Origin of the sequence: Marinifilum sp. (assembly GCF_965230805.1) — a bacterium.
In the GTDB taxonomy this organism is placed as follows: Bacteria; Bacteroidota; Bacteroidia; order Bacteroidales; family Marinifilaceae; genus Marinifilum.
On the sequence record NZ_OZ246019.1, the window covers coordinates 3,905,701 to 3,930,526 of the forward strand.

General features: G+C 36.1%; 12 protein-coding genes. All 12 read left to right on the forward strand.

Features of this window, described 5'->3' with window-relative positions:
• Nucleotides 1-13: 13 nt before the first annotated feature.
• The 12 genes from ACO05S_RS15285 (at nt 14) to ACO05S_RS15340 (ending at nt 24,811) form a co-directional block, all read left to right on the forward strand.
• Nucleotides 14-3,085: a SusC/RagA family TonB-linked outer membrane protein gene (locus tag ACO05S_RS15285; protein ID WP_421918878.1), complete on the forward strand. Its 3,072-nt coding sequence runs from the start codon at nt 14-16 to the stop codon at nt 3,083-3,085.
• Between the two features lie 24 nt (nt 3,086-3,109).
• The gene (locus ACO05S_RS15290) at nt 3,110-4,891 is read left to right on the forward strand and encodes a RagB/SusD family nutrient uptake outer membrane protein (RefSeq protein WP_421918879.1); all 1,782 of its coding nucleotides are present in this window, start codon (nt 3,110-3,112) and stop codon (nt 4,889-4,891) included.
• A gap of 27 nt (nt 4,892-4,918) precedes the next feature.
• Nucleotides 4,919-7,951: a SusC/RagA family TonB-linked outer membrane protein gene (locus ACO05S_RS15295; protein WP_421918880.1), complete on the forward strand. Its 3,033-nt coding sequence runs from the start codon at nt 4,919-4,921 to the stop codon at nt 7,949-7,951.
• 12 nt (nt 7,952-7,963) lie between these two features.
• Complete coding sequence (locus ACO05S_RS15300; protein WP_421918881.1) at nt 7,964-9,646, forward strand: RagB/SusD family nutrient uptake outer membrane protein; 1,683 nt, start codon at nt 7,964-7,966, stop codon at nt 9,644-9,646.
• A 242-nt stretch (nt 9,647-9,888) separates the two neighbouring features.
• Entirely contained in the window at nt 9,889-11,298 is a 1,410-nt protein-coding gene (locus ACO05S_RS15305; protein WP_421918882.1) for a sulfatase, read from the forward strand.
• Nucleotides 11,299-11,414: 116 nt separating this feature from the next.
• On the forward strand, nt 11,415-12,830 hold the full coding sequence (locus ACO05S_RS15310; RefSeq protein WP_421918883.1) for a sulfatase-like hydrolase/transferase: 1,416 nt from the start codon (nt 11,415-11,417) through the stop codon (nt 12,828-12,830).
• 4 nt (nt 12,831-12,834) lie between these two features.
• The gene (locus ACO05S_RS15315) at nt 12,835-14,376 is read left to right on the forward strand and encodes a sulfatase family protein (protein WP_421918884.1); all 1,542 of its coding nucleotides are present in this window, start codon (nt 12,835-12,837) and stop codon (nt 14,374-14,376) included.
• Nucleotides 14,309-17,623, forward strand: a complete 3,315-nt coding sequence (locus ACO05S_RS15320; RefSeq protein WP_421918885.1) for a glycoside hydrolase family 2 TIM barrel-domain containing protein — start codon at nt 14,309-14,311, stop codon at nt 17,621-17,623. Before ACO05S_RS15315 ends, ACO05S_RS15320 begins: the two co-directional genes overlap by 68 nt.
• 74 nt (nt 17,624-17,697) lie before the next feature.
• Nucleotides 17,698-19,122 carry an arylsulfatase gene (locus ACO05S_RS15325; protein WP_421918886.1) on the forward strand — a complete coding sequence of 475 codons (1,425 nt, stop codon included), beginning with the start codon at nt 17,698-17,700 and terminating at the stop codon, nt 19,120-19,122.
• Nucleotides 19,123-19,128: 6 nt separating this feature from the next.
• The gene (locus tag ACO05S_RS15330; RefSeq protein WP_421918887.1) at nt 19,129-20,577 is read left to right on the forward strand and encodes an arylsulfatase; all 1,449 of its coding nucleotides are present in this window, start codon (nt 19,129-19,131) and stop codon (nt 20,575-20,577) included.
• A gap of 110 nt (nt 20,578-20,687) precedes the next feature.
• Nucleotides 20,688-22,553, forward strand: coding sequence for a sulfatase (locus tag ACO05S_RS15335; protein WP_421918888.1), 1,866 nt, complete (start codon nt 20,688-20,690; stop codon nt 22,551-22,553).
• A 335-nt stretch (nt 22,554-22,888) separates the two neighbouring features.
• The gene (locus tag ACO05S_RS15340; RefSeq protein WP_421918889.1) at nt 22,889-24,811 is read left to right on the forward strand and encodes a glycoside hydrolase family 30 beta sandwich domain-containing protein; all 1,923 of its coding nucleotides are present in this window, start codon (nt 22,889-22,891) and stop codon (nt 24,809-24,811) included.
• Nucleotides 24,812-24,826 lie beyond the last annotated feature (15 nt).

Sequence of the window (24,826 nt, forward strand, 5' to 3'; positions counted from 1 at the left end):
AAATTGTAAAACTATGAAGAAAAACTTCCTGGTGTGGCTATTGACACTATTTTCGGTAGTGGTTGGTAGTGCTCAAACTATCAATTCCGATAGTGGGAATTTCATTGTTTCGGGAACAGTTACTGATGAGAAAGGTGACCCAATTCCCGGAGCTAACGTAATTGTTAAAGAATCGTTTCAAGGAACAATTACCGACATTAATGGTAAGTATACATTAAATGTACCAACTGATAAAAATGAGTTGGTTTATTCATTTATTGGTCTCTTATCACAAACGATTGAAATTAATGGACGATCATTAATTGATGTACAACTTCAACCTGATATTGAGAACTTAGAGGAAGTAGTTGTTGTTGGGTATGGTACACAAAAGAAAATTAGTGTTACAGGTTCGGTTTCTGTTGTAAAAGAGGAAGCCTTACAATCGACGCCTTCAACTACTTTAGCAACAGCTCTTACAGGTCGTATGCCTGGTGTTGTGGTTGTTCAAAATAGTGGTGAAGCTGGAGCTCAATCAGCACGTATCAGAATTAGAGGTGCCGAAGGTAACCCCTTAGTTTTGGTTGATGGAGTTGAGCGTAGTTTTGAAGATCTTGACCCGGATGAAATAAAGAATATTTCGGTTTTGAAAGATGCTTCGGCAACTGCTGTTTATGGTATTAGAGGTGCTGATGGAGTAATTATTGTAACTACAAAGCGTGGTAATTTCGGAAAACCTAAGATTAAATTTTCTGCCAATTTTGGATTGGTACAAGCAGCTGATCTGCCAGAAATGCTAAATAGCTACGAGTATGCCATGCTTAAAAATGAAGGTACTCTTAATGATGAAGGAGAAAATGCTTCATTACCATACACTGAAGAGGATTTGAGATTGTACCAGACAGGGGAAGATCCTATTTTTCATCCTGATCACAGATGGTATGATGAAATGACAAATGATTTTGGATACCGTCAAAAATATGGTGTAAATATCTCTGGAGGAGCTTCGAAGATTAAATATTTCGTTTCATTAGGTTATAATAAGGAACGAGATATTTTTAAAGATTTCAATGTTGGATATGATGATGAATCATACTACAACCGTTACAATGTAAGGTCAAATCTGGATATTGATTTGACACCTACCTCTGTGTTAAGTGTTGATATTGGAGGGCAATTTGCAAAACGTCATAAACCAAATACTGATTTGAGCGGTTCTTATGGTATTGCCTACTCTGCATTTAGAACGCCGCCAGATGCATTTGCAGGTTTAGTAGATGGAAGGTTGGTTCAATTGGATCGAACAATAGATTACAATACTCCATTAGAAATGCTTTTCGATAATGGATATAAGGAAACATCTACAAACAAGGTACAGCTGACTGCCAAGTTTAAGCAAAAATTAGATTTTATTACAAAAGGCTTGGCATTTAATGCAGCAATTTCTTACGATCATGGATACTCAAGTACACTAACTGCAAGTAAGAATGTTCCGGTTTATTATCCTGAAAGAGATGATGCAACAGGTGATATTACGTATATGCGAGATGGTGCAGAGTCGAGATTAGGAAACTCGAGAGGAGCAGATACTCAATCAAAATTAATAAAGTTTAAATCCGCCTTAAATTACTCAAGAGAGTTTGGCGATGGTCATCATATTTCTGGAGTAGGTGTATTTACTACAAACGAGAGACATTATTCAGGAATTGGAGATTATTCATATGTTCCTAAAAAATATGTTGAGTTGGCTGCACGTGTTTCATATAATTACAAGCACAAATATTTTCTTGAAGGAAACTTTGGGTACAATGGTTCAGAAAACTTTGCAGAAGACAAACGATATGGTTTCTTCCCTGCGGTTTCAGTAGGATGGGTAGTTTCAAAAGAGAAATTCTTCCCTACAAATAGCATACTATCATTTATGAAATTTAAAGCTTCTTACGGAGAAGCAGGTAGAGATAATTTTGGTAGTCAAAGATTCTTTTATACCGATGTATATACAATGGAACTTACCGGAGGATATCGATTTGGTATCGACCCAAATGGACAAGGAATTGGAAAGGAATCCAGACTTGGAGCCACAGAATTAACATGGGAAACTCATTACAAACAAAATTATGGGATTGAAACCAAATGGTTTAGAGATTTTTTGCATGTTGATTTTGAGTATTACAAAAATAGAATCGAGGATAATTTAATAACCAGAAACTCTGTTACTGAATTGATTGGAGTAAAATTACCTCCTGTAAATGCTGGTAAGAGTGAAGTGAAGGGATATGAAATTCAAGCTTCAGTTCAAGGTAAGATTGGAAAAGTAAAATACAATCTATACGGGAATTACAATTTCTCAGAGAATAAGAGAATCTATTTCGATGAGGTTGCCCAGGAATATCCATGGCAAGTTAAAACTGGTAAATCTAGAAATGTAACCACAGGTTTTGAATGGGTAGGCTTTTATACCCAGGAAGAGGTGGATGAAATCGCAGCTGGAAATGCTACACCTGATAATCCTGCTTCGGGATATACAGGTAACCTTCAGGCTGGTGACATGAAGTATCGTGACCTAAATGGGGATGGTATAATCAATCAAATTGATGAGAAAGTTTTTGAAAATACCTCGACACCAAAAACTACATTTGGTTTTGGAGGAGGATTATCCTACAAAGGGTTTAGTATGAATCTTCATTTTCAGGGAGTTACAGATGTTACTTATAATATACAAGGTCGAATTAAGGTTCCATTCTTTAATGGCAATGGTAATGGTCTAACTTATGTATTAGACAGATGGACGCCAGAAACTGCGGAAACTGCTAAATTCCCAAGAATGAGCGCAACAGGTAAAGCTGGAGATCATAATTACAGATCATCTGATTTTTGGTTTAGAGATGCATCTTACATCCGTTTAAAGAATGCTGAAATTGCATATAGTTTTGCAAATAAGAAGCTAAAGAATTTAGGTATTTCTAAATGTAAGATCTATGCAAATGGATCAAACCTTTATACCTGGACAGATCTAAAGCTTGTTGATCCAGAAGCCAAGAATGGAGATGCAGTTCCTATTCCACCTAACAAGGTGTTTAACTTTGGAGTTAATGTTACTTTTTAATTGTGTTTTTGAAAGTATAGAAGTATGAAAAATATTATAAAATATATAGGAGGGATAGCTGTACTTGGGCTAATGGCTCATTTCAATTATTCTTGCGATAATTATTTTGACGAACCAGTAGTGCAAGATATTACTACTGAAGATATTTATGGCGATACAATTAATGCCATTACATCTCTAAATGGTGCTTACTATTTAGTACCACACTTGTGGCCAAGTCATACCGGATTTCAGGATGGTGGAAACCGGAACTCTAATAGGATGGATTTAAATCTTACTGGAGTAATCTGTGATGAGGCAGCAAGTAGTCCAAACTGGATGGGGGCTCATAAGTTATACTATAATGGTTCTATAAATCCTGCGAATACGGATGTTAAACAATCTGAATTTCTTTTTAAAGAGCCTTATTATTACATGAGAAGAGCATTTAACTATCTAAATAATGTTGAGAATATACCAAATGCCACTGAAAGTTATATTAAAAGAACTTCGGCTGAGGCCAGAATGCTTGTAGCTCTTGGGTATTTTGCACTAATAAAAAGATATGGTAGTGTGCCTTGGATTGATAAAGCTTTAACGGCCAATGATGAGGTAGATGAGACCAGAATGCCTTTGGTTGATATCATTGGGAAGGTGGATAGCATTATTGTAAGAGCTCTACCAGATTTACCTGATAGATGGAGTGATAATCATCAGGGAAGAGTAACTAAAGCTTCTGCTTACTTTTTAAGATCACGCTTAGCATTATGGGCTGCGAGTCCGTTGTTCAATACAGGTACTCCTTATTTGGATGCTGGAGAAGCTAATTCTGCAATCTGTATGGGAAATTATGATCCAAATCGTTGGAGAATCGCAGCAGACAGAGCTAAAGAAGCAATCGATTATTGTGAATCACAAGGTTTTGAACTGGTGAATACAGGGGATCCAATTGCTGATTATACATTTGCGACAAGAGATTTAGTAGGAAATCAGAGAAATACAGAAGTAATTTTGTTTTCAAGAATCCATTCTTCGCGTCAGGCTAAGAATAATCCATCAGGCACCTTTTATTTTAGACACATGCCTCCTGGTAAAACCAAATCTTCAAAAGGAGCAGCAGCATTATGTCCAACTCAGAATTTTGTAGAATTGTACGAAACAGTTGATGGAAGCGAAGTAGATTTAACCAAGTCTAATCCATGGGCTAACTTAGATCCACGTTTTCATGCCTCAATTATTCATGATAAAGCAAGCTTTGGAGGATCCAAATTGGGAATTATGCCTAAGAAGCATAAAGATGCTGATAAGAAGCTTGATAAGTATAATGATCAATGGGTGACAGGTTTCTTTATGAGAAAGTTTTTACATGAAGAGCAATATACCGATCCAAATTTATCTTTTGATGCTCCTTATTTCTGCATGCGTTTACCCGAATTGTATTTCAACTATGCGGAGGCATTAAATGAATATGACCCAGGTAATGCAGATATTACAACCTACCTTAATAAAACTCGAGAAAGAGTTGGAATGCCAGATATTGCGTCGATGGGACAAGATGAAATGCGTGAAGCTATCAGAAATGAAAAGGCAGTTGAAATGGCATTTGAAGATCAAAGATTTTTTGATTTAAAAAGATGGAAAATGGGTGAGAAGAGCATGGAAATACGTCGCGGAATTCAAAGAATTAAGTCAGGAGGATACGAAATTAAAAACTGTACTGACGATCGGCAATTTTCGCAAGGTTGGCAGGATAAGTATTACCTGTGGCCTTTCCCATTGGAGGAAGTGCAAAGAGGGTTTGGATTGGTTCAAAATCCAGGTTATTAAAAGTTTAATGAATTGAAAGAATAACCTATGAAAAAAAATATAATAAAGATGAGCAAACTGATATTAATGATATTAATACTGTTTGCAGGTTCCTCACAAGCGTTTGCAAAAACATATCAGAAAATAACTGGTATTGTAAAAAATGGAGATCAGTCTCCAGCATCAAATGTTGTTGTGTTTGAAGCCAAATCGGGAGCGATCGTAACAACAAATAGTAACGGGATTTTTAATATTGAGAATCTTAAAGGCGATAGGTTAACGATTAAAAAAGGAAATGATATTTTAAAGCAGATTGATGTTGATTCATCTTATGTAGAGATTGTTCTTGATCGTTTGTTTGAAGACAAGAAGGTTACAGTTGCTTTTGACAATCAGAAGCGAAGTGAGATGACAGGTGCTGTTGATGTAATTAATTACGATGATTTTGATAACATGAGTGTTACTAATACTCATCATGTAACACAGGGACAATTTGCAGGTTTGACCACCAGATTAGATGGAGGTGAACCTGGAAGTAATGGCATGACTTTCCTTGTAAGAGGCAGAGGATCGTTTAATTCTAATAAACCTCTAATGTTAATAGATGGTTTTGAAGGAAACTTTGCTCATTTAAGTTCGGACGAAATAGAGAGTATCACTGTATTGAAAGATGCAGTATCAACAGCAATGTATGGTATGCGTGGTGCAAATGGGGTAATACTGGTTACAACAAAAAAAGGATTCGAAGGCAAAACAAAATTCACCGTAAGCGGGGAGACAGGAATAATGAAGCCTTCGGAATTACCAAATTTTGTAAATGCTAATCAATATGCATCATTGGTAAATCAAACTATGATGAATGAGGGCTTGTTGCCAAGATATACCAATGAACAGTTGCAAGCTTACCAAGCAGGAAATGATCCATATAACAATCCTGATATTGATTGGATGGATGAGATGCTAAGAAGTTCAGCTATGTATTATAATGCAAGTGCACAAGCAAGAGGTGGTAGCGACCGATTGAAGTTCTTCGTTATGGGATCGTACATGTATGCTGATGGATTACTGGATCATACTGAGGAAAATTCAGGTTATAGCACACAAACTAAATTCGGACGCCTTAATTTTCGTTCAAATGTAGAAGTGAAAGTAAATGAGAACACCGATTTTGCTGTAGGATTTGGCGGAAGGCTTGAGGATCGTGATGATCCGCAAGTGGGTGTTGGCGATTTTATGGATAACTTATATGCTACACCAGCCAATCGCTATGTCATGTACAATGAAGATGGATCGTTTGGAGGTACTGACAAATACCGAAACAATCCTATGGCTCAAATGGTTGGGAAAGGATATAAGGAAGCACACAACAGAACCTTTAATGTTGATTTAAGACTAAATCATAAAATGGATTACTTGTTAAGTGGTTTAAGTGCTGGTGTTGATGTTTCATTTAGAAATTACTTTTCGGTTACCGAGAAATACAAAGCTTCTTATGCTGTTTTTGATAAGGTAGGAACAACGATTAATGAAGAAGGTGATGAGGTGCCAGTTTATCATCAATATGGAACAGAATCTCCTAGAGAATATGATAAAAGAGAGAAATCGCAAGACCATTCGAATATGTATCGAGCATATTTGGAGTACAACAAATCAGTTAATGAGAGTGATTTTTATGCTAAAATCATTTATCAAGGCGATAAATATGTGCGTGGAAATGACGCTGAGCCTTATTTATATAATGGAGTTTCAGCACGATTTAAATACGGATATAAGAAAAAGTACTTTGCAGAATTAACAGCAAGTTATAATGGTTCAAATGCTTATAATCCGGATGATCAATATGGATTCTTTCCAGCTCTTGGTGTAAGTTGGATTTTAAGTAATGAGGATTTTATAAAAGAAAATTCTGCAATTAATTTTATGAAATTGAGAGCATCATTTGGTAAAACGGGTAGTGATCTATTAGATGGTTATAGGAGGTTTATGTATTTGTCGAATTATAATGCTGGGGATGACAAGTATAGGTTTGGAACTAACAAGTTAACTACTTACGATGGATTATCAGAGCAAGATATTGCAAATCCTGATGCTAAATGGGAAGATTCATATATGGGTAATATTGGTGTAGATGTTCGATTTCTTACCAATTGGAATTTAACTGTTGATGCTTTTTATGAAAGAAGAATAGATATACTTCAATCATTAGACAATGTTACATCTGACATGATTGGTATTACTTTACCAAGAATCAATTTTGGTGAAGTGGAAAATAAAGGTGTTGAATTCACATTGGCGTATAAAAATCAGGTAACTGATAAATTGTTTGTAGGATTTAGAGGTAATTTGGGATATACAAGAAATGAAATCAAGGAATATTATCAAGGGGATAATGTGATTACACCTAGAATTGGTAATTCTGTTGGGCAAACCTACGGATATATTACAGATGGATTTTACGCAGATGCTAATGATATAGCAAACTCGCCAATTAATACTTTTGATAATGTACAAGCTGGAGATGTGAAATATCGTGATATTAGTGGACCAAATGGAACCCCTGATGGTCAAATCGACAAATATGATGAAACCGCAATTGGTTACCAGGATGTTCCTGAGATTCACTTTGGATTTCAACTAGATCTTGCTTACGGAAACTTATACTTAAATGCAATGTTTGATGGTGTTGCCAATCGTGATATCATGATGAATGATAATGACATTTATCGACCACTACGTGGTGGCTACGATAACATTTCAGATTTTGCAGCAAATAATTATTGGACTCCTGAAAGAGGCAATTCTGCATTACTTCCTCGATTAACGGTTAAGGATAATTACAATAACTATAAACAAAGTACCCTTTATCAGGTTAATGGTAATTACATCAGATTACGCTCGGCAGAGCTTGGATATAAAATTCCAAGAAAATTGTTGAACAATTTAAAAATTGCTGATGCAAAGCTGTTTGTAAGAGGTTATAATATTTTCTCAATTGACAATGCAAAAGGAGTTGATCCTGAAATACAGAAGGGTTACCCATTGTTGAAATCATACAATATGGGAGTTAAAGTTCAATTTTAAAGATTCATGACAATGAGATTAATAAATAAAATCAAAATATATTTCCTTGTCTTTACAAGTGTTTGTGTTGGATTTTCATGCGATAGTGATTTAGAGTATGAAGATGAAAAAGCATTTAGTGAAGATTTGGTTTGGGCAGAGTATGATTACATACGACGAAGTATGGCGGCTGTATATGCAAGAGTTCCTAAAGTTCAAGCGCATGTTGATGGAGCATATTTAGCTTCCGCAACTGATGATTCTGATCATTCTAATGAAAGTTCTGATGTTGCTCGTTATAATAGAGGAAGTTGGGATATGCATAATAATCCATTGGATTCATGGGAACGCAATTACCGTGGAATTTATCTTGCTAATGAGTTTATTAGAAATATCGATACCGTTACACTATACAATGAAAGGTTTAATGAAACCAATTATGAGGCTTTCCTGGAAGATGTTGAAAGGTATAAAGGAGAAGCCCGTTTTTTAAAGGCATACTTTCATTTTGAACTGTTAAAACGATATGGAGGTATTCCAATCATGGATGAAGTTAGTTCAATTGAAAATGGAGTAGATCTGCCAAGAAATTCCTACAACGAAGTGGTTGACTACATTGCTGAAACCTGTGATTCGGCCATGAATTATATGCCAGATTACGTGAGTGCTGATGTGGATTATGGTACAGCGTCCGATGCTGCAGCATTGGCATTAAAATCAAGAGCTTACTTGTATGCAGCAAGTGAATTGAATAATCAATCAGGTACTCACGATAATTACTATGATAGTTGTGCCGTAGCTTCTGCTGCAATTATTAATATGGGGCATTTTCAACTAGAAAATTACGGTGATTTATTTACTGCTATGGATGGTAAACAAACAAAAAATCTAGAAGTAATTTTTGATTTCAGAGAGGGGACTTCAAATGATTTAGAAATTAATAATTATCCTGTTGGTTACGATAAAGGTAAAGGCTTTACAAATCCATCGCAAAATTTAGTGGATGCCTACGAAATGACAGACGGAACAACATTTGATTGGAATGACCCTGTTCATGCAGCGGATCCATACCTTAACCGAGACGCTCGCTTTTATGCAAGCATTATTTACAATGGAGCTACCGTTCAGGGAAGAGAAGTTGAATGTTATACCGGAGGGTTAGATGCTCCAGGGCAAACAGATTTCTATGGAACAAAAACAGGATATTATCTTAAGAAAGGTTTAAATATGGATTTAGATCTTGTTTCAGATGGAAAATCTAAACATTATTGGTTTTACTTCAGATATGCTGAAGTGCTATTGAATTATGCCGAAGCAATGAATGAATTGTATGGTCCTGATTCTGATCCAAATGCATATGGATTAACCGCAAGAGAAGCAATTAATATGGTTCGAACTCGCGCAGGTCAGCCTGATTTGTCAGCTGTAACTGCTCCTGATCAGGATACTTTCAGAGAGCGATTGAGAAATGAACGTCGTGTAGAACTGGCTTTCGAGGATCATAGATTTTGGGATGTTAGAAGATGGATGATCGGAAATGAAACCCTTGGAGCAACAGTTAAAGGAGTTGATGTTGTTAAAAATGAGGATGATACTTTTACTTATACTGTAAAAGATGTGGAGAATAGAGTTTTTGAGGATAAAATGAACTTTTTCCCAATTCCATATGATGAGATGAGAAGTACATCAAATCTTACTCAAACTACGGGCTGGTAGATAAAAGATTTTCTTAGTTTACAGAGAACATTGAATTGCTTGATTAATGTTCTCACCACGGTTATTTTATCTAAGATGATTAGATGTTAATATTTGAGTATAATATAACCTACGGGAGCGTTTTCGAAGATTGAGAACGTTCCCGAAATCAATTTTTAACTCAACTTTAAAAATAGGGGTGTGATAAAATTATATTTTTGAATATAATTTTGAATTTGACTTATTAAAAGATGTATAAAATAATGATAATAAAAATCAAGTTTTTGCTTTTGCTGACATGTATTGTTTATTCAGCATGTGCGAAAAAGAACAATGAGGAGGTAAAGCCGAATATCTTATTAATTAATATTGATGATTTAGGTTGGAAAGATGTTGGATTTATGGGGAGTGAATATTATAACACTCCTAATTTAGATAATCTTTCAACTAAAGGTATAGTATTCACTAATGCTTATGCTGCAGCTTCTAATTGTGCACCATCGAGAGCCTGCTTAATGAGTGGTGAATGGCCCCAAAGGCACGGAATATTTACGGTTGATAATTCGGAACGAGGCAAATCAAAAGATCGTAAAATTATTCCTGTTAAAAACACAACTGATCTTGGAAAAGATTTTGTGACAATCGCTGAAACATTAAAGTCGAATGGCTATGCAACTTGTCATGCTGGTAAATGGCATTTGTCAAACGACCCTAAAGATCATGGTTTTGATATTAATATTGCTGGAACGCATGCAGGAAATCCAGGGAAATATTATTCTCCATATCCACGAAAATTAAAGTACAAATCTGATACAGATGAATATTTAACAGATGCTATCATGAATGATGTTTTATCGTTTATTGATGGAGTGGATGATGAACCATTTTTCCTATACTACTCACCTTATGCAGTGCATACTCCTATAAATCCTATAGATAGTTTAATGCCGCGATACGAGAATAAACCAGGGTGGAGAGGACAAGATAACCCAGGTTATGCAACAATGATAGATAATTTGGATCGAAATATTGGAAATTTAATAGCATTACTTAAGAGAAAAGACTTGTATGCAAATACACTAATCATTTTTACATCCGATAATGGAGGTACATGTAAGGTAACGGAACAAAGACCATTGCGTGCAGGAAAAGGATCATATTATGAAGGTGGAATTAGAGAACCATTCTTTGTGGTTTGGCCAGGGAGAATAAGCCCTGGTTTAATATCTAATGTTCCAATTTCAAATTTGGATATTTATCCAACTCTTCTGGAAGTCAGTCAGTCGAAGGTCTGCTCGAATTATTTATTAGACGGCCAAAGTATAACAGAATTATTTGATGGTTCGGAACCTGCAAGCTGGATGAATAGAGAGTTATATTGGCATTATCCTATTTACCTTCAGGCAAACTCCAGAAAGGGTCAGTTTAGAGATGACAAATTTAGAACTAGACCAGGCTCTGCTATGCGAAAGGGAAATTGGAAATTGCATCAGTATTTTGAGGATGGTAGTTTTGAGTTATTCAATTTAAAAGAAGACATAGGAGAACAAAACGATCTTTCAAAATCAAATCCTAAAAAATTGAAAGAATTGCGTGAATTGCTTACTAAATGGCAAAGAGAAACAAACGCACCAATCCCTACTAAAGCAAATCCCAATTATATATCTGAGTAGCTGTTTGTTTAAATGATTTAGGTATCGAGAGATATCTGGCATTATGCAATTGCAGCTTATAGTAATGAAATAAATTCGTATATTAGCACCATACTAGTACCAACCAGTATTAAAAAATGATGAATTGTAAAACTGTTTTATCCGTAATATTAATAGGATTAATCTTTGCATCTTGCACAAGTAATATAAAACCTGAGAAGCCTAATGTAATTATTGTTCTCGCTGATGATGCAGGTTATGCAGACTTTGGTTTCAATGGATGTAAAGACCTAAATACGCCCAATATAGACATGCTTGCAAAGCAAGGAATTGTATTTTCTGATGCACACGTTTCTTCAACAGTTTGTTGTCCCTCTAGGGCAGGATTAATTACTGGAAGATATCAGCAGCGTTATGGTAATGAATGCAATGAAGGAGAAGGTTTTTTTGGATTACCTAAATCTGAGCTTACATTGGCAGATCGTCTTAAAACGGTTGGTTACAAAACTTCAGCAATTGGGAAATGGCATTTGGGTCATAATGAAGGATATCATCCAAATGATAGAGGATTTGATTATTTCTATGGATTTTTAGCTGGTGGTAGAAGTTATTTTCCAGATAAGAATAATGATAGAAAAGGAGATACTCATGCCATGTTGGAAAATCATGAGCATGTTTTGTTTGAAGGTTACCTTACAGATGTTCTGGGAGATAAGGCATGTAATTTTATAGAGGAAAACGCCGAACAACCATTTTTTATGTATTTGGCATATAATGCAGTGCATACACCTATGCACGCAACAAAAAAAGATTTAGCATTATTTGAAGGACACCCGAGGCAGACCTTGGCTGCTATGACCTGGGCATTAGATAGATCTGTTGGGAGCGTGGTAAGTAAATTAAAGGAAAAGAACCTGTTGGATAATACCATTATTTTCTTTTTAAGTGATAACGGCGGAGCTCACAATAATCAGTCGTCGAACTATCCACTAAATGGATTTAAAGGAAACGAGTTTGAAGGTGGGCATAGGGTTCCCTTTTTTGTGTATTGGAAAGAGAAATTAAGTTCGGGCGAATTTGATGGATTAACTTCTTCCTTGGATATAGGCGCTACAGTTTGTGCTTTAGCCGGGATTTCGGATGATGCAGATTTGCCATTGGATGGTGTAAATCTAATTCCATTTTTATCAAATGAAAAAGCGGGTGAACCACACGACAAATTGTTTTGGAGAAAAGATAAGATGGCAGCCGCACGAATTGGAAATCATAAACTGGTTCGAGTTGAAGGATTGAACAGCACGGTTTACAATCTGGAAAAGGATTTATCTGAGAAAGAAAACTTGGCGAACAGAATACCTGACCTTAAAAACCAATTAGAAACCGAATTGAAAAATTGGGAAAAGGATATGATTCAGCCATTATGGACCGAAGGACATAAATGGGACACAGTTACCTATATGATCCATGAAGATTTGATGTTGAATCGTAAAATAAGAGTGAAAAATCCCTGGCAATTAAAAAAGTATAAATCAAAGTTGAGAGACAGTAAATAAAAAAATGAATGTACGATACAATATCATATTAATAGTTAGTGTTTTAAGTTTGCTTGTAAATGCAAAATTAGCATCAGGGCAAGATAAATCAGCGAAGCCCAACATCGTAATCATTTATGTGGATGACCTTGGTTATGGTGATTTATCTTGTTATGGTGCTACAGAAGTGCAAACACCCAATGTGGATCGATTGGCAGCTGGAGGAATTAAATTTACCGATGGTCATTGTACGGCAGCTACCTGCACGCCTTCCAGATTTTCTCTACTGACGGGAAGTTATGCGTTCAGAAAAAATGCAGCCATTCTTCCTGGTGATGCACCAGCCTTAATACAGCCAGGTACACCAACGCTTCCTGGATTGTTACAGAAAAATGGCTACAAAACTGCTGTAATAGGAAAATGGCATCTTGGTTTAGGAGATGGCAACCTGGACTGGAACGGAAAAATAACTCCCGGACCACTCGAAATAGGTTTTGATTATTCATATTTGATTCCTGCTACCGGCGATAGAGTTCCTTGTGTTATGGTTGAAAACCATCATGTTGTTGATTTGGATCTTAATGACCCAATTCAGGTTAGTTATAAAAAGAAAGTTGGTAATGATCCTACCGCAATAGAAAATCCAGAATTAGTAAGGTTTGCTGCGGATGGACAACATGGTAAAACCATTGTGAATGGGGTGAGCAGAATAGGGTATATGAGCGGAGGAAATTCAGCAAGATGGAGAGATGAAACTGTTCCATATCAAATGTTGAGAAAGGCCAGAGGCTTTATTAATGAAAACAAAAAACAACCATTCTTCTTGTATTTTGCATTTCATGATATTCATGTTCCTCGATTGCCAGATCATAGATTCGAAGGTGCTACGGATATGGGAGTTAGAGGCGATGCGATTGTTCAAATGGATTATATCACAGGTCAGTTAGTGAATTATTTGGAGAAAATGGAATTGTTGGATAATACGTTGATTATTTTTTCTTCTGATAATGGCCCTGTATTGAGCGATGGCTATAAGGATGAGGCTGCGGAAAGATTAGGAAAGCACAAACCGGCAGGACCATTCCGAGGAGGAAAATATTCTTGTTTAGAAGCAGGAACAAGAGTGCCTACCATTATACATTGGCCAAAAAGAATTAAGTCATCACAAGTAAGTAATGCACTATTTAGTCATGTTGATTTGTATGCTTCCATTGCCGGGATTTTAAATTATGAATTGGAGGATGGCGAAGCGCCCGATAGTTTTAATCTGCTGCAAACAATTCTTGGAAATGATAAAGTAGGGAGAGAATTTTTACTGGAAGAAGCTTACAGTTATTCAATAAGATATGGAAAATGGAAGTATATAAAGCCAGTAAAAAATGCCAAAATGAATGGTTGGATTAAATCTAATAAAGGGATAGATACAGGATTTTCTAACGAACCACAACTTTTTGATTTAACAGAAGACATTCAGGAAGAAAAAAATCTTGCTAAGCAGAATGAAAAAGTTCTTAGAAAAATGGAAAAAGAACTTCAGCGTATCTTTACTGATAACAAAAGCAGATAGAATAATGATAACCGAAATAACTAAGAATATGAGACACCAAACGATTTTGAATTCTTTGCTGTGTGCTATTGCAGTATCTGTAATAGCCTGCACACCAAAGAGTAAGTATGAGAATGTTGCTTTCGAGGAGAAGACTCCTGCCGATTGGGAAAATCAACATGTTTTTCAGATTAACAAGGAAGAACCAAGAGCTTCTTTTATACCATACAAAAGCAAGGAGAATGCTTTACGAGATGTAAAATGGGAATCTTCATTATTGCATTCTTTAAATGGGAAATGGCAATTTCATTTGGCAAAAAATCCTTCGGAAAGACCGTATTATTTCTTTAAGGATGATTATGATACCAGAGATTGGGGAGAAATAAATGTTCCTTCAAATTGGGAGATGGAAGGATATGACATTCCTATTTATACAAATGTGAAATATCCACATGATAAAACTCCACCAACTATTCAAAAAGATTATAATCCTGTTGGGTCATATAAACGAACTTTTACCATTTCTTCTGATTGGAATGACAAAGAAATTTATATTCATTTTGGAGCTGTAAGTTCAGCCTTCTATTTGTGGGTAAATGAACAAAAAGTTGGATATAGTGAGGACAGTAAAACACCTGCTGAATTCAATATTACCAAATACCTAAAGAAAGGGGAAAATACACTGGCTGTTGAGGTGTATCGTTGGAGTGATGCCAGTTATTTGGAAGATCAGGATTTTTGGCGCTTAAGCGGAATGACTCGTGATGTTTATTTAATGGCTCGAAACAAAACTCACATTCGTGATTTTAGAGTAATTGCTGATTTGGATGAAAATTACACCAGTGGATTATTCAACCTATCTGTTGAAATTACCAATAAAGCCAATGAAGAGAATACTAAAAGTGTTATTGCAGAAATTCTGGATAATGGCAAAAAGATAATTGATCTGTCTGTATCTAATAAAGTAAAAGCAGGTGGATCTAGCACCTATGATTTTGAAGCTAAAGTTGATGCCGTAAGAAAATGGACTGCAGAAACCCCAAACCTTTACCAATTAGTAGTTAGTTTGAAAAATGAGAAAGGTAATGTAGTTGAGGTGATTAAGCAGGATATTGGTTTCCGAAAAATTGAAATCAAAAATAGCCAACTATTGGTAAATGGCAAAGCAATCTATCTTAAAGGAGCTAACCTTCATGAACATCATGATGTAAAAGGTCATGTGGTTGATCGTGAGACCATGATCTTGGATATTCAAAGAATGAAGGATCATAATCTTAATGCTGTTCGAACTTCGCACTATCCTCAACCGGAGGAATGGTATAAACTGTGTAATGAGTATGGATTGTATCTGATTGATGAGGCCAATATCGAATCTCATGGAATGGGGTATAAGAAAGAATCATTGGCTAAAGATTCAACATGGATGGGAGCTCATGTATATCGTACAAATAACATGTACCAACGGGATAAAAACCAGCCTTCAATTATTATTTGGTCATTAGGGAACGAAGCAGGTAATGGTGTAAACTTTATGGAAACATATAAAATGTTGAAAGAGTATGATTCTACCAGACCAGTGCAATACGAGCAAGCTCATGGCGGTGCAAATACAGATATCAATTGTCCGATGTACATGAAGATGGAAGGAATGGAGAAGTTCGCAAAAAATAAAGCAGATAAGCCTTTAATTCAGTGCGAATATGCTCACGCTATGGGTAATAGTGTTGGTAATCTTCAAGACTATTGGGATTTAATAGAAAAGTATGATTGTTTGCAAGGTGGTTTTATTTGGGACTGGGTTGACCAGGGTCTTTTAACTAAAAATGAGCAAGGAGAGGAATTTTGGGCTTATGGTGGTGATTTTGGTCCGAAAGATGTTCCATCGGATGGAAATTTTTGCTTGAATGGTTTGGTTGATCCTGACCGTGGAGTTAAGCCACACTTGCTCGAAGTGAAAAAAGTATATCAATACATTGGATTTGAGGATGTTGATTTAGCGAAGGGAGCAGTTAGAATTAAAAACAAATACGACTTTATAAATCTTGATAAGTTTGATATTACATGGAAAGTAGTTGGTGATGGTAAAGTTGTAGCAGATGGAAAATTGTCTTCAAATGTAGAACCAGGAGAATCTGAACTTGTTGATCTTGACTACAAATTTAAAGCTAAAGTAGGTGTTGAGTATTTCCTTGAATTTAATGCAGCATTGAAAAATGACTGGACAATCGTAAAAGCCGGAACTACACTAGCCAGTGAACAGTTCAAATTGCCAATTTTTAAACCTGTAAATAAAGTAGATGTTACGAAGTTTGCAGGTTTAAAATTAGAGGATGCTACTGAATCCGTAAATATTTCAGGGGATGCCTTCTCTGTGACTTTTGATAAAGAAAAAGGTGAATTATCAAGCTTTAAATCAGGAGAAACTGAACTGTTAAAATCAGGACCAGTTCCAAACTTTTGGCGTGCGCCTATTGATAATGATTTTGGTAATGCGCTGCATAAAAGAGCAAAAGTATGGAGAATAGCCGGACAGAATAGAAAGGTTGAAAGCATTACAGTTAAGAAGATAGCAGAAAATACAATCTCAATTTTAGCTGATTTTACTTTGGTAAATGAAAAACAAGAAGAGATTGCAAAATACCAATCAGAATATACAGTTTATGGGTCGGGTGATGTTTTAGTGAATAATCACTTTAAAATGACAAAGGAGAAATTACCTGAGATTGTTAAAATGGGTATGAACCTTGAAATGCCTCGTTCATTTGATCAAATGTCGTGGTTAGGTCGAGGGCCACATGAATCATATGTTGATAGAAAAACCAGTGCATTTGTTGGAAATTACTCAGGAAGTGTGGCAGACCAATATTGGGCTTACATTCGTCCGCAGGAAAACGGCAATAAAACCGATGTTCGCTGGATGAGCATTACTGATAAGAATGGACTTGGTTTATTATTTACCGGAATGCCTCTGTTAGAAGTAAGTGCACATCACAATATCATGGAAGATTTTGAATCTCCTGAGCGTTCGGATGGAAGGCATGTTGATGGCGAACCAGTTGTAAATCGTCACACAACTGATGTGAAACCAAGAGATTTAACCTCCATTGATATCGATTATATGCAAATGGGTGTTGGTGGAGATAACAGTTGGGGAGCATGGACCCATGATAAATACAGACTAACAAAGAAGGAATATCGTTATCAGTTTAGAATTAGAGCGATTACCGGTAATGATGATGTGAATGATTTATCTAAAAGGAAGTTTTAGAATTTAATAAAAAAGCAGTAGTTGATCGAGTTCACTGCTGCTTTTTTTGACCTTAATAATAGGAATAATTGAATATGAAGAAATTACTTATTTTGATGAGCTTGCTACTTGCTTTTTTTTCTTGTGCAACAGCCAAAAAAAAAGCAACTAATAAAAATAAACCAAACATCATTTTTATTCTTGCTGATGATTTGGGATATGGTGACCTTGCTTATAATGGGGGAACAAAAATCAAAACTCCTGCATTAGATAAAATGGCCGATGACGGAATGGTGTTTACTCGTCATTATGCCGGTTCAACTGTTTGTGGTCCTTCACGCGCTTGCTTAATGACTGGATTGCATACCGGACATGCTCCGGTTCGGGAAAATCCTGCCTGGACTAAAAGTGGTAAACCTGCTGATTTAAGTGCCAGTGATAATACAGTTGCAAAAGAACTAAAGAGAGCAGGTTATAAAACAGGCATCATTGGAAAGTGGGGGCTTGCCGAAAAACTAGATGAAGGAATGCCATTGAAACAGGGATTTGATTATTTTTATGGATTTTGCACACACAAAGCTGCCCATCACTATTATCCTGAAGAAATTTGGGAGAACGATAAAAAAGTGAAAATTGAAGGCAATGTGTTAAAAGAAAAGAAAGGAACCTATTCCGAGGATTTATTCATGGATAAAGCACTTGATTTTTTGGATGACAGTAAAGATGAGCCTTTCTTTTTGTATTTCGCTTCAACCCTTCCACATTACGAATTAACAATTGCTGAAGAAGAGAAAGAATATTATTATAAGCAAAATTGGCCCTTACGAAAAATGCGACCAGGTAATTATCTGCATGATGAAAACGGATTTGTTACGTATGCAGCAATGGTAACACGTTTGGATAAAACTGTTAGGGCAATAAGAGAAAAACTGAAAGATCTGGGAATAGATGATAATACGATTGTAATTTTTGCAAGTGATAATGGGCACGAATTTGATAAACCCAAGCAGGAATTTTTAAATAGCAATGGTGAATTCAGAGGTAAAAAACGGGATTTATATGATGGTGGAGTGCATATTCCTTTCATAGCTTGTTGGCCAGATAAAATCAAAGCTGGCTCAAATTCAAATCATGTGTCTGCATTCTGGGATTTTTTGCCAACTGTATGTGATATTGCAGGACTAAAACCAGAGTCGGAAACCGATGGAATATCTTACTTACCAAGTTTACTAGGTAAACCTGAAAAGCAAGAGAAACATGATTTTCTTTATTGGGAGTTTAATGAAAGAAGAGGACCTATTCAGGCCATATTAAAAGATGATTGGAAGCTGGTTCACTTTGTAAATAAGAAATATGAATTGTACAACTTATCAAATGATATTTCAGAAAGTAATAATGTTATTGATGACTTTCCGGAAGTTGCGAAAGAGCTAAAGGAAAAATTAAAAGATGCCAGAACCGAACATCCCGAATTTCCTTTGGTACCACATGCAAAATTATTTAAGAAGAAAAAGAAGTAATAATAGATGAAAATATTATCGATTATAAAATTTTACTTTCCAGTAGTACTTTTCTGCTCATCATGTGCTTATAAAGAAAAAAGCAAAAATAATATTGAACAAACAAAACCCAATATCATCTATATATTAGCAGATGATCTAGGTTATGGTGACTTGAGTTGTTATGGACAGAAAAACTTCTCAACTCCCAATATTGACAAAATGGCAAGTGAAGGTATGATGTTTACACAACACTATGCCGGATCTACAGTTTGTGCACCTTCCAGATCTTGCCTAATGACGGGTCTTCATACTGGTCATACCCCTATTAGAGGAAATATGGAATGGGAGCCTGAAGGGCAGATTCCAATGCCAAATGAGATAATCACTTTGCCTAAGATTTTGAAAAATACTGCTTACGTAACCGGAGCATTTGGAAAATGGGGATTGGGTTATCCCGGATCAGAAGGCGATCCTAACCAGCAAGGATTTGATGAATTTTACGGTTATAACTGTCAGAGATTGGCTCATAATTATTATCCGAATCATATTTGGCACAATCAGGGAAAAGTGATTTTAGAAGGCAATCAAGGTAATGAGATGAATGTTTATGCTCCAGAATTAATCCATAAAGAAGCATTAAAATTTATCGAAAAAAATAAGGATAAACCGTTTTTCATGTTTTATCCCAATGTTATTCCTCATGCAGAGTTATTAATTCCGGAAGAGAAACTTAAGGAATTTAGAGGAGCATTTTTACCTGAGAAAGTATACAATGGAGCCAAACCGGGTGATAAAAGATTTAGAGAAGGAGCTTATGGCTATCAGGAGGAATCGCATGCAGCCTTTGCCGCAATGGTAAAATTGTTGGATCAACAGGTTGGAGATATTCTGAATAAATTAAAAGAACTTGGTTTGGATAAAAATACCATTGTTGTTTTTACTTCAGATAATGGTCCACACCAGGAAGGAGGTGCCGACCCTGATTATTTTGATAGTAATGGAATTTACCGAGGCTACAAAAGAGACTTATACGAAGGTGGAATTTTAGAGCCAATGATTGCCTGGTGGCCTGAAAAAATAAAATCTGGAACTAAAACCAATCATGTTTCTGCTTTTTGGGATGTACTACCAACTTTTGCTGAAATTGTTGGTGCAGATGTACCAAATGAGATTGATGGGATTTCATTCCTGCCAACTTTATTAGGTAATGAGAATCAGAAGCAACATGAATCATTGTATTGGGAGTTTCATGAAAGAGGTGGTCGACAAGCTGTGCGTAAAGGTGATTGGAAACTGGTTCGATACAATGTTTTTAAACCCGAAAGGACTACCACCGAATTGTACGATTTGTCGGTAGATCCTATGGAAAATAATAATTTAGCAAAAGAGTATCCTAATGTTGTTCATGATCTTATGGAAATTATGAATCAAATCAGGAAAGAATCTGATTTATTTCCTTTTGGTAAAAAATAAATATGTTTTAATGAAAAACGAGCAAGGTCAAAATAATCAATAAACATACGCGGCAATGGTTATTTTGAACTTGCGGCTTCCATCTAACAAATGGGAAAAACTATAAACAGATGAAAAAGATAGTTAGCTTAATTTGCATTGTAATGGCCATTGTTGGCAACATACCAGCACAAGATAAACCGAATATACTATGGATTACAATTGAGGATACATCACCTCAGTTTATTGGATGTTATGGAGATGAAAATGCCAAAACTCCGGTAATTGATAAACTTGCTGAAGAAGGGGTTCGATTTACAAATGCTTTTTCAACAGGAACCGTTTGCTCACCAAGTCGATCGGCAATTATTACAGGTGTTAAAACCTACAAGTTAGGTACTGGTAATCATCGTAGTAATTATCAAATTCCGGAAAGAATAAAAGGATTTCCGTACTATTTAAGAAAGCAAGGTTACTATACCACCAATAACAATAAAACAGATTATAATGTTGCCAACGGTAAAAAGTTTATAAAGGAAGCATGGAATGAGAATTCTGGTAAAGCCGGATGGTGGAATCGTGAACCTGGCCAACCATTTTTTGCCATTTTTAATTTTATGGATTCTCATCAATCCAGAACAATGACAAATGACTATAGCTGGTATGAAGATAAGGTCTTGTCAAAACTTTCGGAAGAAGAGAGAATTGGAGACAATGAATTTGAGATGCCTCCATTTTATAAGGATAGTCCGGAAATGAGAAAACAGATGGCGCGAGTATACAATTCTATAAAACTTACCGACAACAAGATAGGAAAACTGTTGAAAAGATTGGAGGATGATCATTTGCGTGATAGCACTATTATTTTCTTTTATGCCGACCATGGAGAAGGAATCCCCCGTGGTAAAACCAATGGCATTAATCTTGGCTATAGAGTACCATTTGTGGTGTGGTTTCCCGAGAAGTACAAACATTTATCACCATGGGGTACAAGTGGTGTTGTAACTGATGAGTTGGTAAGTTTTGAAGATTTGGCACCTACTTTAATAAGCATTGCCGGAGGAAAATTGCCTGAGCATTTGGAAGGCAGAAGACTTCTTGGGAAAGATAGGGATAAACCTACAGATTGCTTGATATTATCAGCCGATAGAGCGGATAATGGAATAGACATGGTTAGGACTGTGACCGATGGTGATTTTATTTATTCGAGAAACTTTTATCCATATCAGCCCGAAGTTCGCTATATAAGGTATATGGAAATAGGACAAATCAAAAAACAAATGAGAGCCGATTATGCAGCAAAAGAGTTAAATGATTTGCAAAGCAGTTTATTTGAAGCACGTCCAGCAGAATTTCTTTTCAATATTAAGGATGACCAATGGGAAACCAAAAATTTGGTAAATGATCCTCATTACAAAAGTGTTTTAAAAAAAATGAGAAAACAATTGGATCGCCAATTAACAAAGGCTCGTGATGTTTTGTTTTTGCCAGAGTTTGAAATTGCTAAAATTTCCAAAAACGAGACTGCATATGATTTCCGATTGGATAAGAAAAGATATCCATTCAAAATGATTTACAAGGCAGCTTCCCTTTCTGGTGTTCGCTCCGGGAAAATTGCAGAGCAACAAGTAAAACTCATGCATAGCACAAATAAGTTTGTAAGGTATTGGGCCATTATGGGGATGCGATCTCAACACGAGAATGTAATCAACAAATACAAAGAGGAAATTGCCGGTTTATTAGAGGATGAATACCAACCTGTTGCTGCGGCTGCATCGGTTATCATGTTTCAGTTTTTTAAAGATGACAAAGCGAAACAACTAGTTCGTGACTATATGAAAAGTAGCAATGATCAGGTGGCTATGCAAACCATAAACATGATGTGTTATTGCAAAGAAAAAATGCCATTTGCAGATGTTGCCAAGATGGTTCAAGCTGAAAAGAACCGTAATAAAAATGTGCGCGGTGCTTGTGAAGACTTTTTAAGGTATTTATAGCTTTTTAAGCTATCGTGGAATTTTGTTCCATTAAAATGTAGAATTGCTGTTGTTGTCTGTAGAAGTGAAAATGCATCTCTTTTACTTTTTTCCGCCAGTGTTAGCATAAAATAATACCATTTTTAAGCCAAAAGTTTCTATTTGTACTCTTTAAGCATGTAAGTTTTGCACTTGATTTGACAGGTTTCTTATCCAAAAACAAACACCGTAAGGAGTAGAAGTTAAGAAAATGAAACCAGCAGGATTAAAAGAATTATTAAACACACACGATAATGATTATTTTGATCTTGCAGCTACCATCTGGCAAATGGAAAAGTTATAAAAAATGAAATTGTATGGTAAAGAAGGGGATTGGTTTAGGCTTTATATTCTTGTTGCTTATTAGCTGCAAAATGCAGCAAGAGAATTTCGCATCTGACGGCAATATTATTCTATATCCTGAAAAGTACAAACAAACCGTTTGGGGGATAGGATTTGAAATTCAATCTGATGCAATTGGATCAGGTAACAATGGATTGCCTGATGAACTTCATGCAGTTCCTCATGATCTTATTCCTTCGGAAAGAGAGAGGCTTGCAAAAGAAATGTTGTCAGGATTTAGATACTGCCGTTTGGCAGGAGGCCTGTATTGGCGTGGGTTGGATAAAGAACAAAAGTACTTGCAACCAAGATGGCCCGAACAACTTGAGGAAATCCGTCAAATGATGGAATGGGCAGGAGTTGAGGGAGTGTCTTTAGAATATTGGTCGCCTGCTCCTTATTGGAAGGCAAATAATAGCTACGTAGGAACCGGTGAAAACGATAGAACCAATGTATTGCGTTGTTTCGGGCCGGACTTTAAAAAAGATCCTGTATATCATGGAGATACCCTGGCCTTTTTAAATGATTTTGCAGAAGCAACTGTAAGAGATATTCAAACTTTAAAAGCAGCAGGAATCAAAACCTCTAAGTGGGGTATGCAAAACGAACCCTTTACTAACAATGGGTCATACTCTGCTTGTAAATATTACAAATCGGAAAATTATATTCGTGCATATACTAAAGCTGCTAAGGCAGTTAGAGACTACGATCCGAATATTCTGCTTTTTGCGGATACCGAATGGGGGTTTCCAAAGAAAATAGCTCCGGGAATGAACCAAAAGGAAGTAGCTGATTTAGTTGATGCTTATTGTATTCATTGCATTGGAGTTGATTCGGAAAAGATTAAGGATTATCATAAAAAAATACGAAATGAATTGCCATTGAAGCCATGGTTTCAAAACGAATACGAATACCTGCAAGGTGGAGCTACTCCAAAAAGATGTTTAAATACAGTGCAGCACATCATGAATTGTTTTCAGATTGGAGAAAACCCTACATGGTATTGGATTCATGCTTTAAAACCATTTAAAAACTCCGAAGCGAGTGGCTATTCGTTGGGATTCTGGAAATCATTATTGCCCGGACACGAACCTAAAGATATTGGCAAATACGAGCGTTGGATGAAAGGGGATATTATAACAGAGATGCCTGAAGAATTTAAAGAAATGGAATATCTGAATGGTATGCGAAAATCAGAAAAAAAACCAGGTGTATATTATAGTTGTGTTATTAATCAGCCTGTAACGGCTTATATGTTGGTTGATCAGGTTGGAAACTATGTACCTGAGGGCTGGACAAAAACAGATTTAAAAGTGCTTCGATCAAAGGGAACAGATGTTGTATACACCAGAAAAATGGAGAAAGGTAAGATATCCATTCCCAAACATGATGGTAGAGAAGGCGATGTTTACGGTGCCCCACATGCCATATTTCTACAAGCAGAAAATATGGAAACCTTCGATGTGGCAGTTGGAATCAACAGTCCGATGAAGATCCGCTCCAAGGCAATAAAATTGGAATTAGAAGCTGCTAAAATGAAGCCAGGAACATGGATTTATAACGATTTTAACTGGAATGCAGTTGGTAGTTTTGTTAAGCACATGCCTTGGGATTGTAAGGTTATCGAATTAGCAGAGGAGAACTATAATAAAGATGCAAGAGTGTTTGCTTTCGAAAGACCGAATGGGAAACGAACTATAGTGGTTTCAAATCGTTCAGGTAAGGATTATACTTTTAGTATCGATACGAATGTTAAAAGCGGAAAGTGGAAAGGATATCGATATACGCCTTGGGAGCGAGGAGAAAATACAATGGGAAAGAAACTTAAAAATAAGAAAGGAAAGGTATTAAAGATGGCACTTCCTAATTTGTCTTGGGAATTTTGGGAAGAGCAGTAAGAAACTATCACTGTG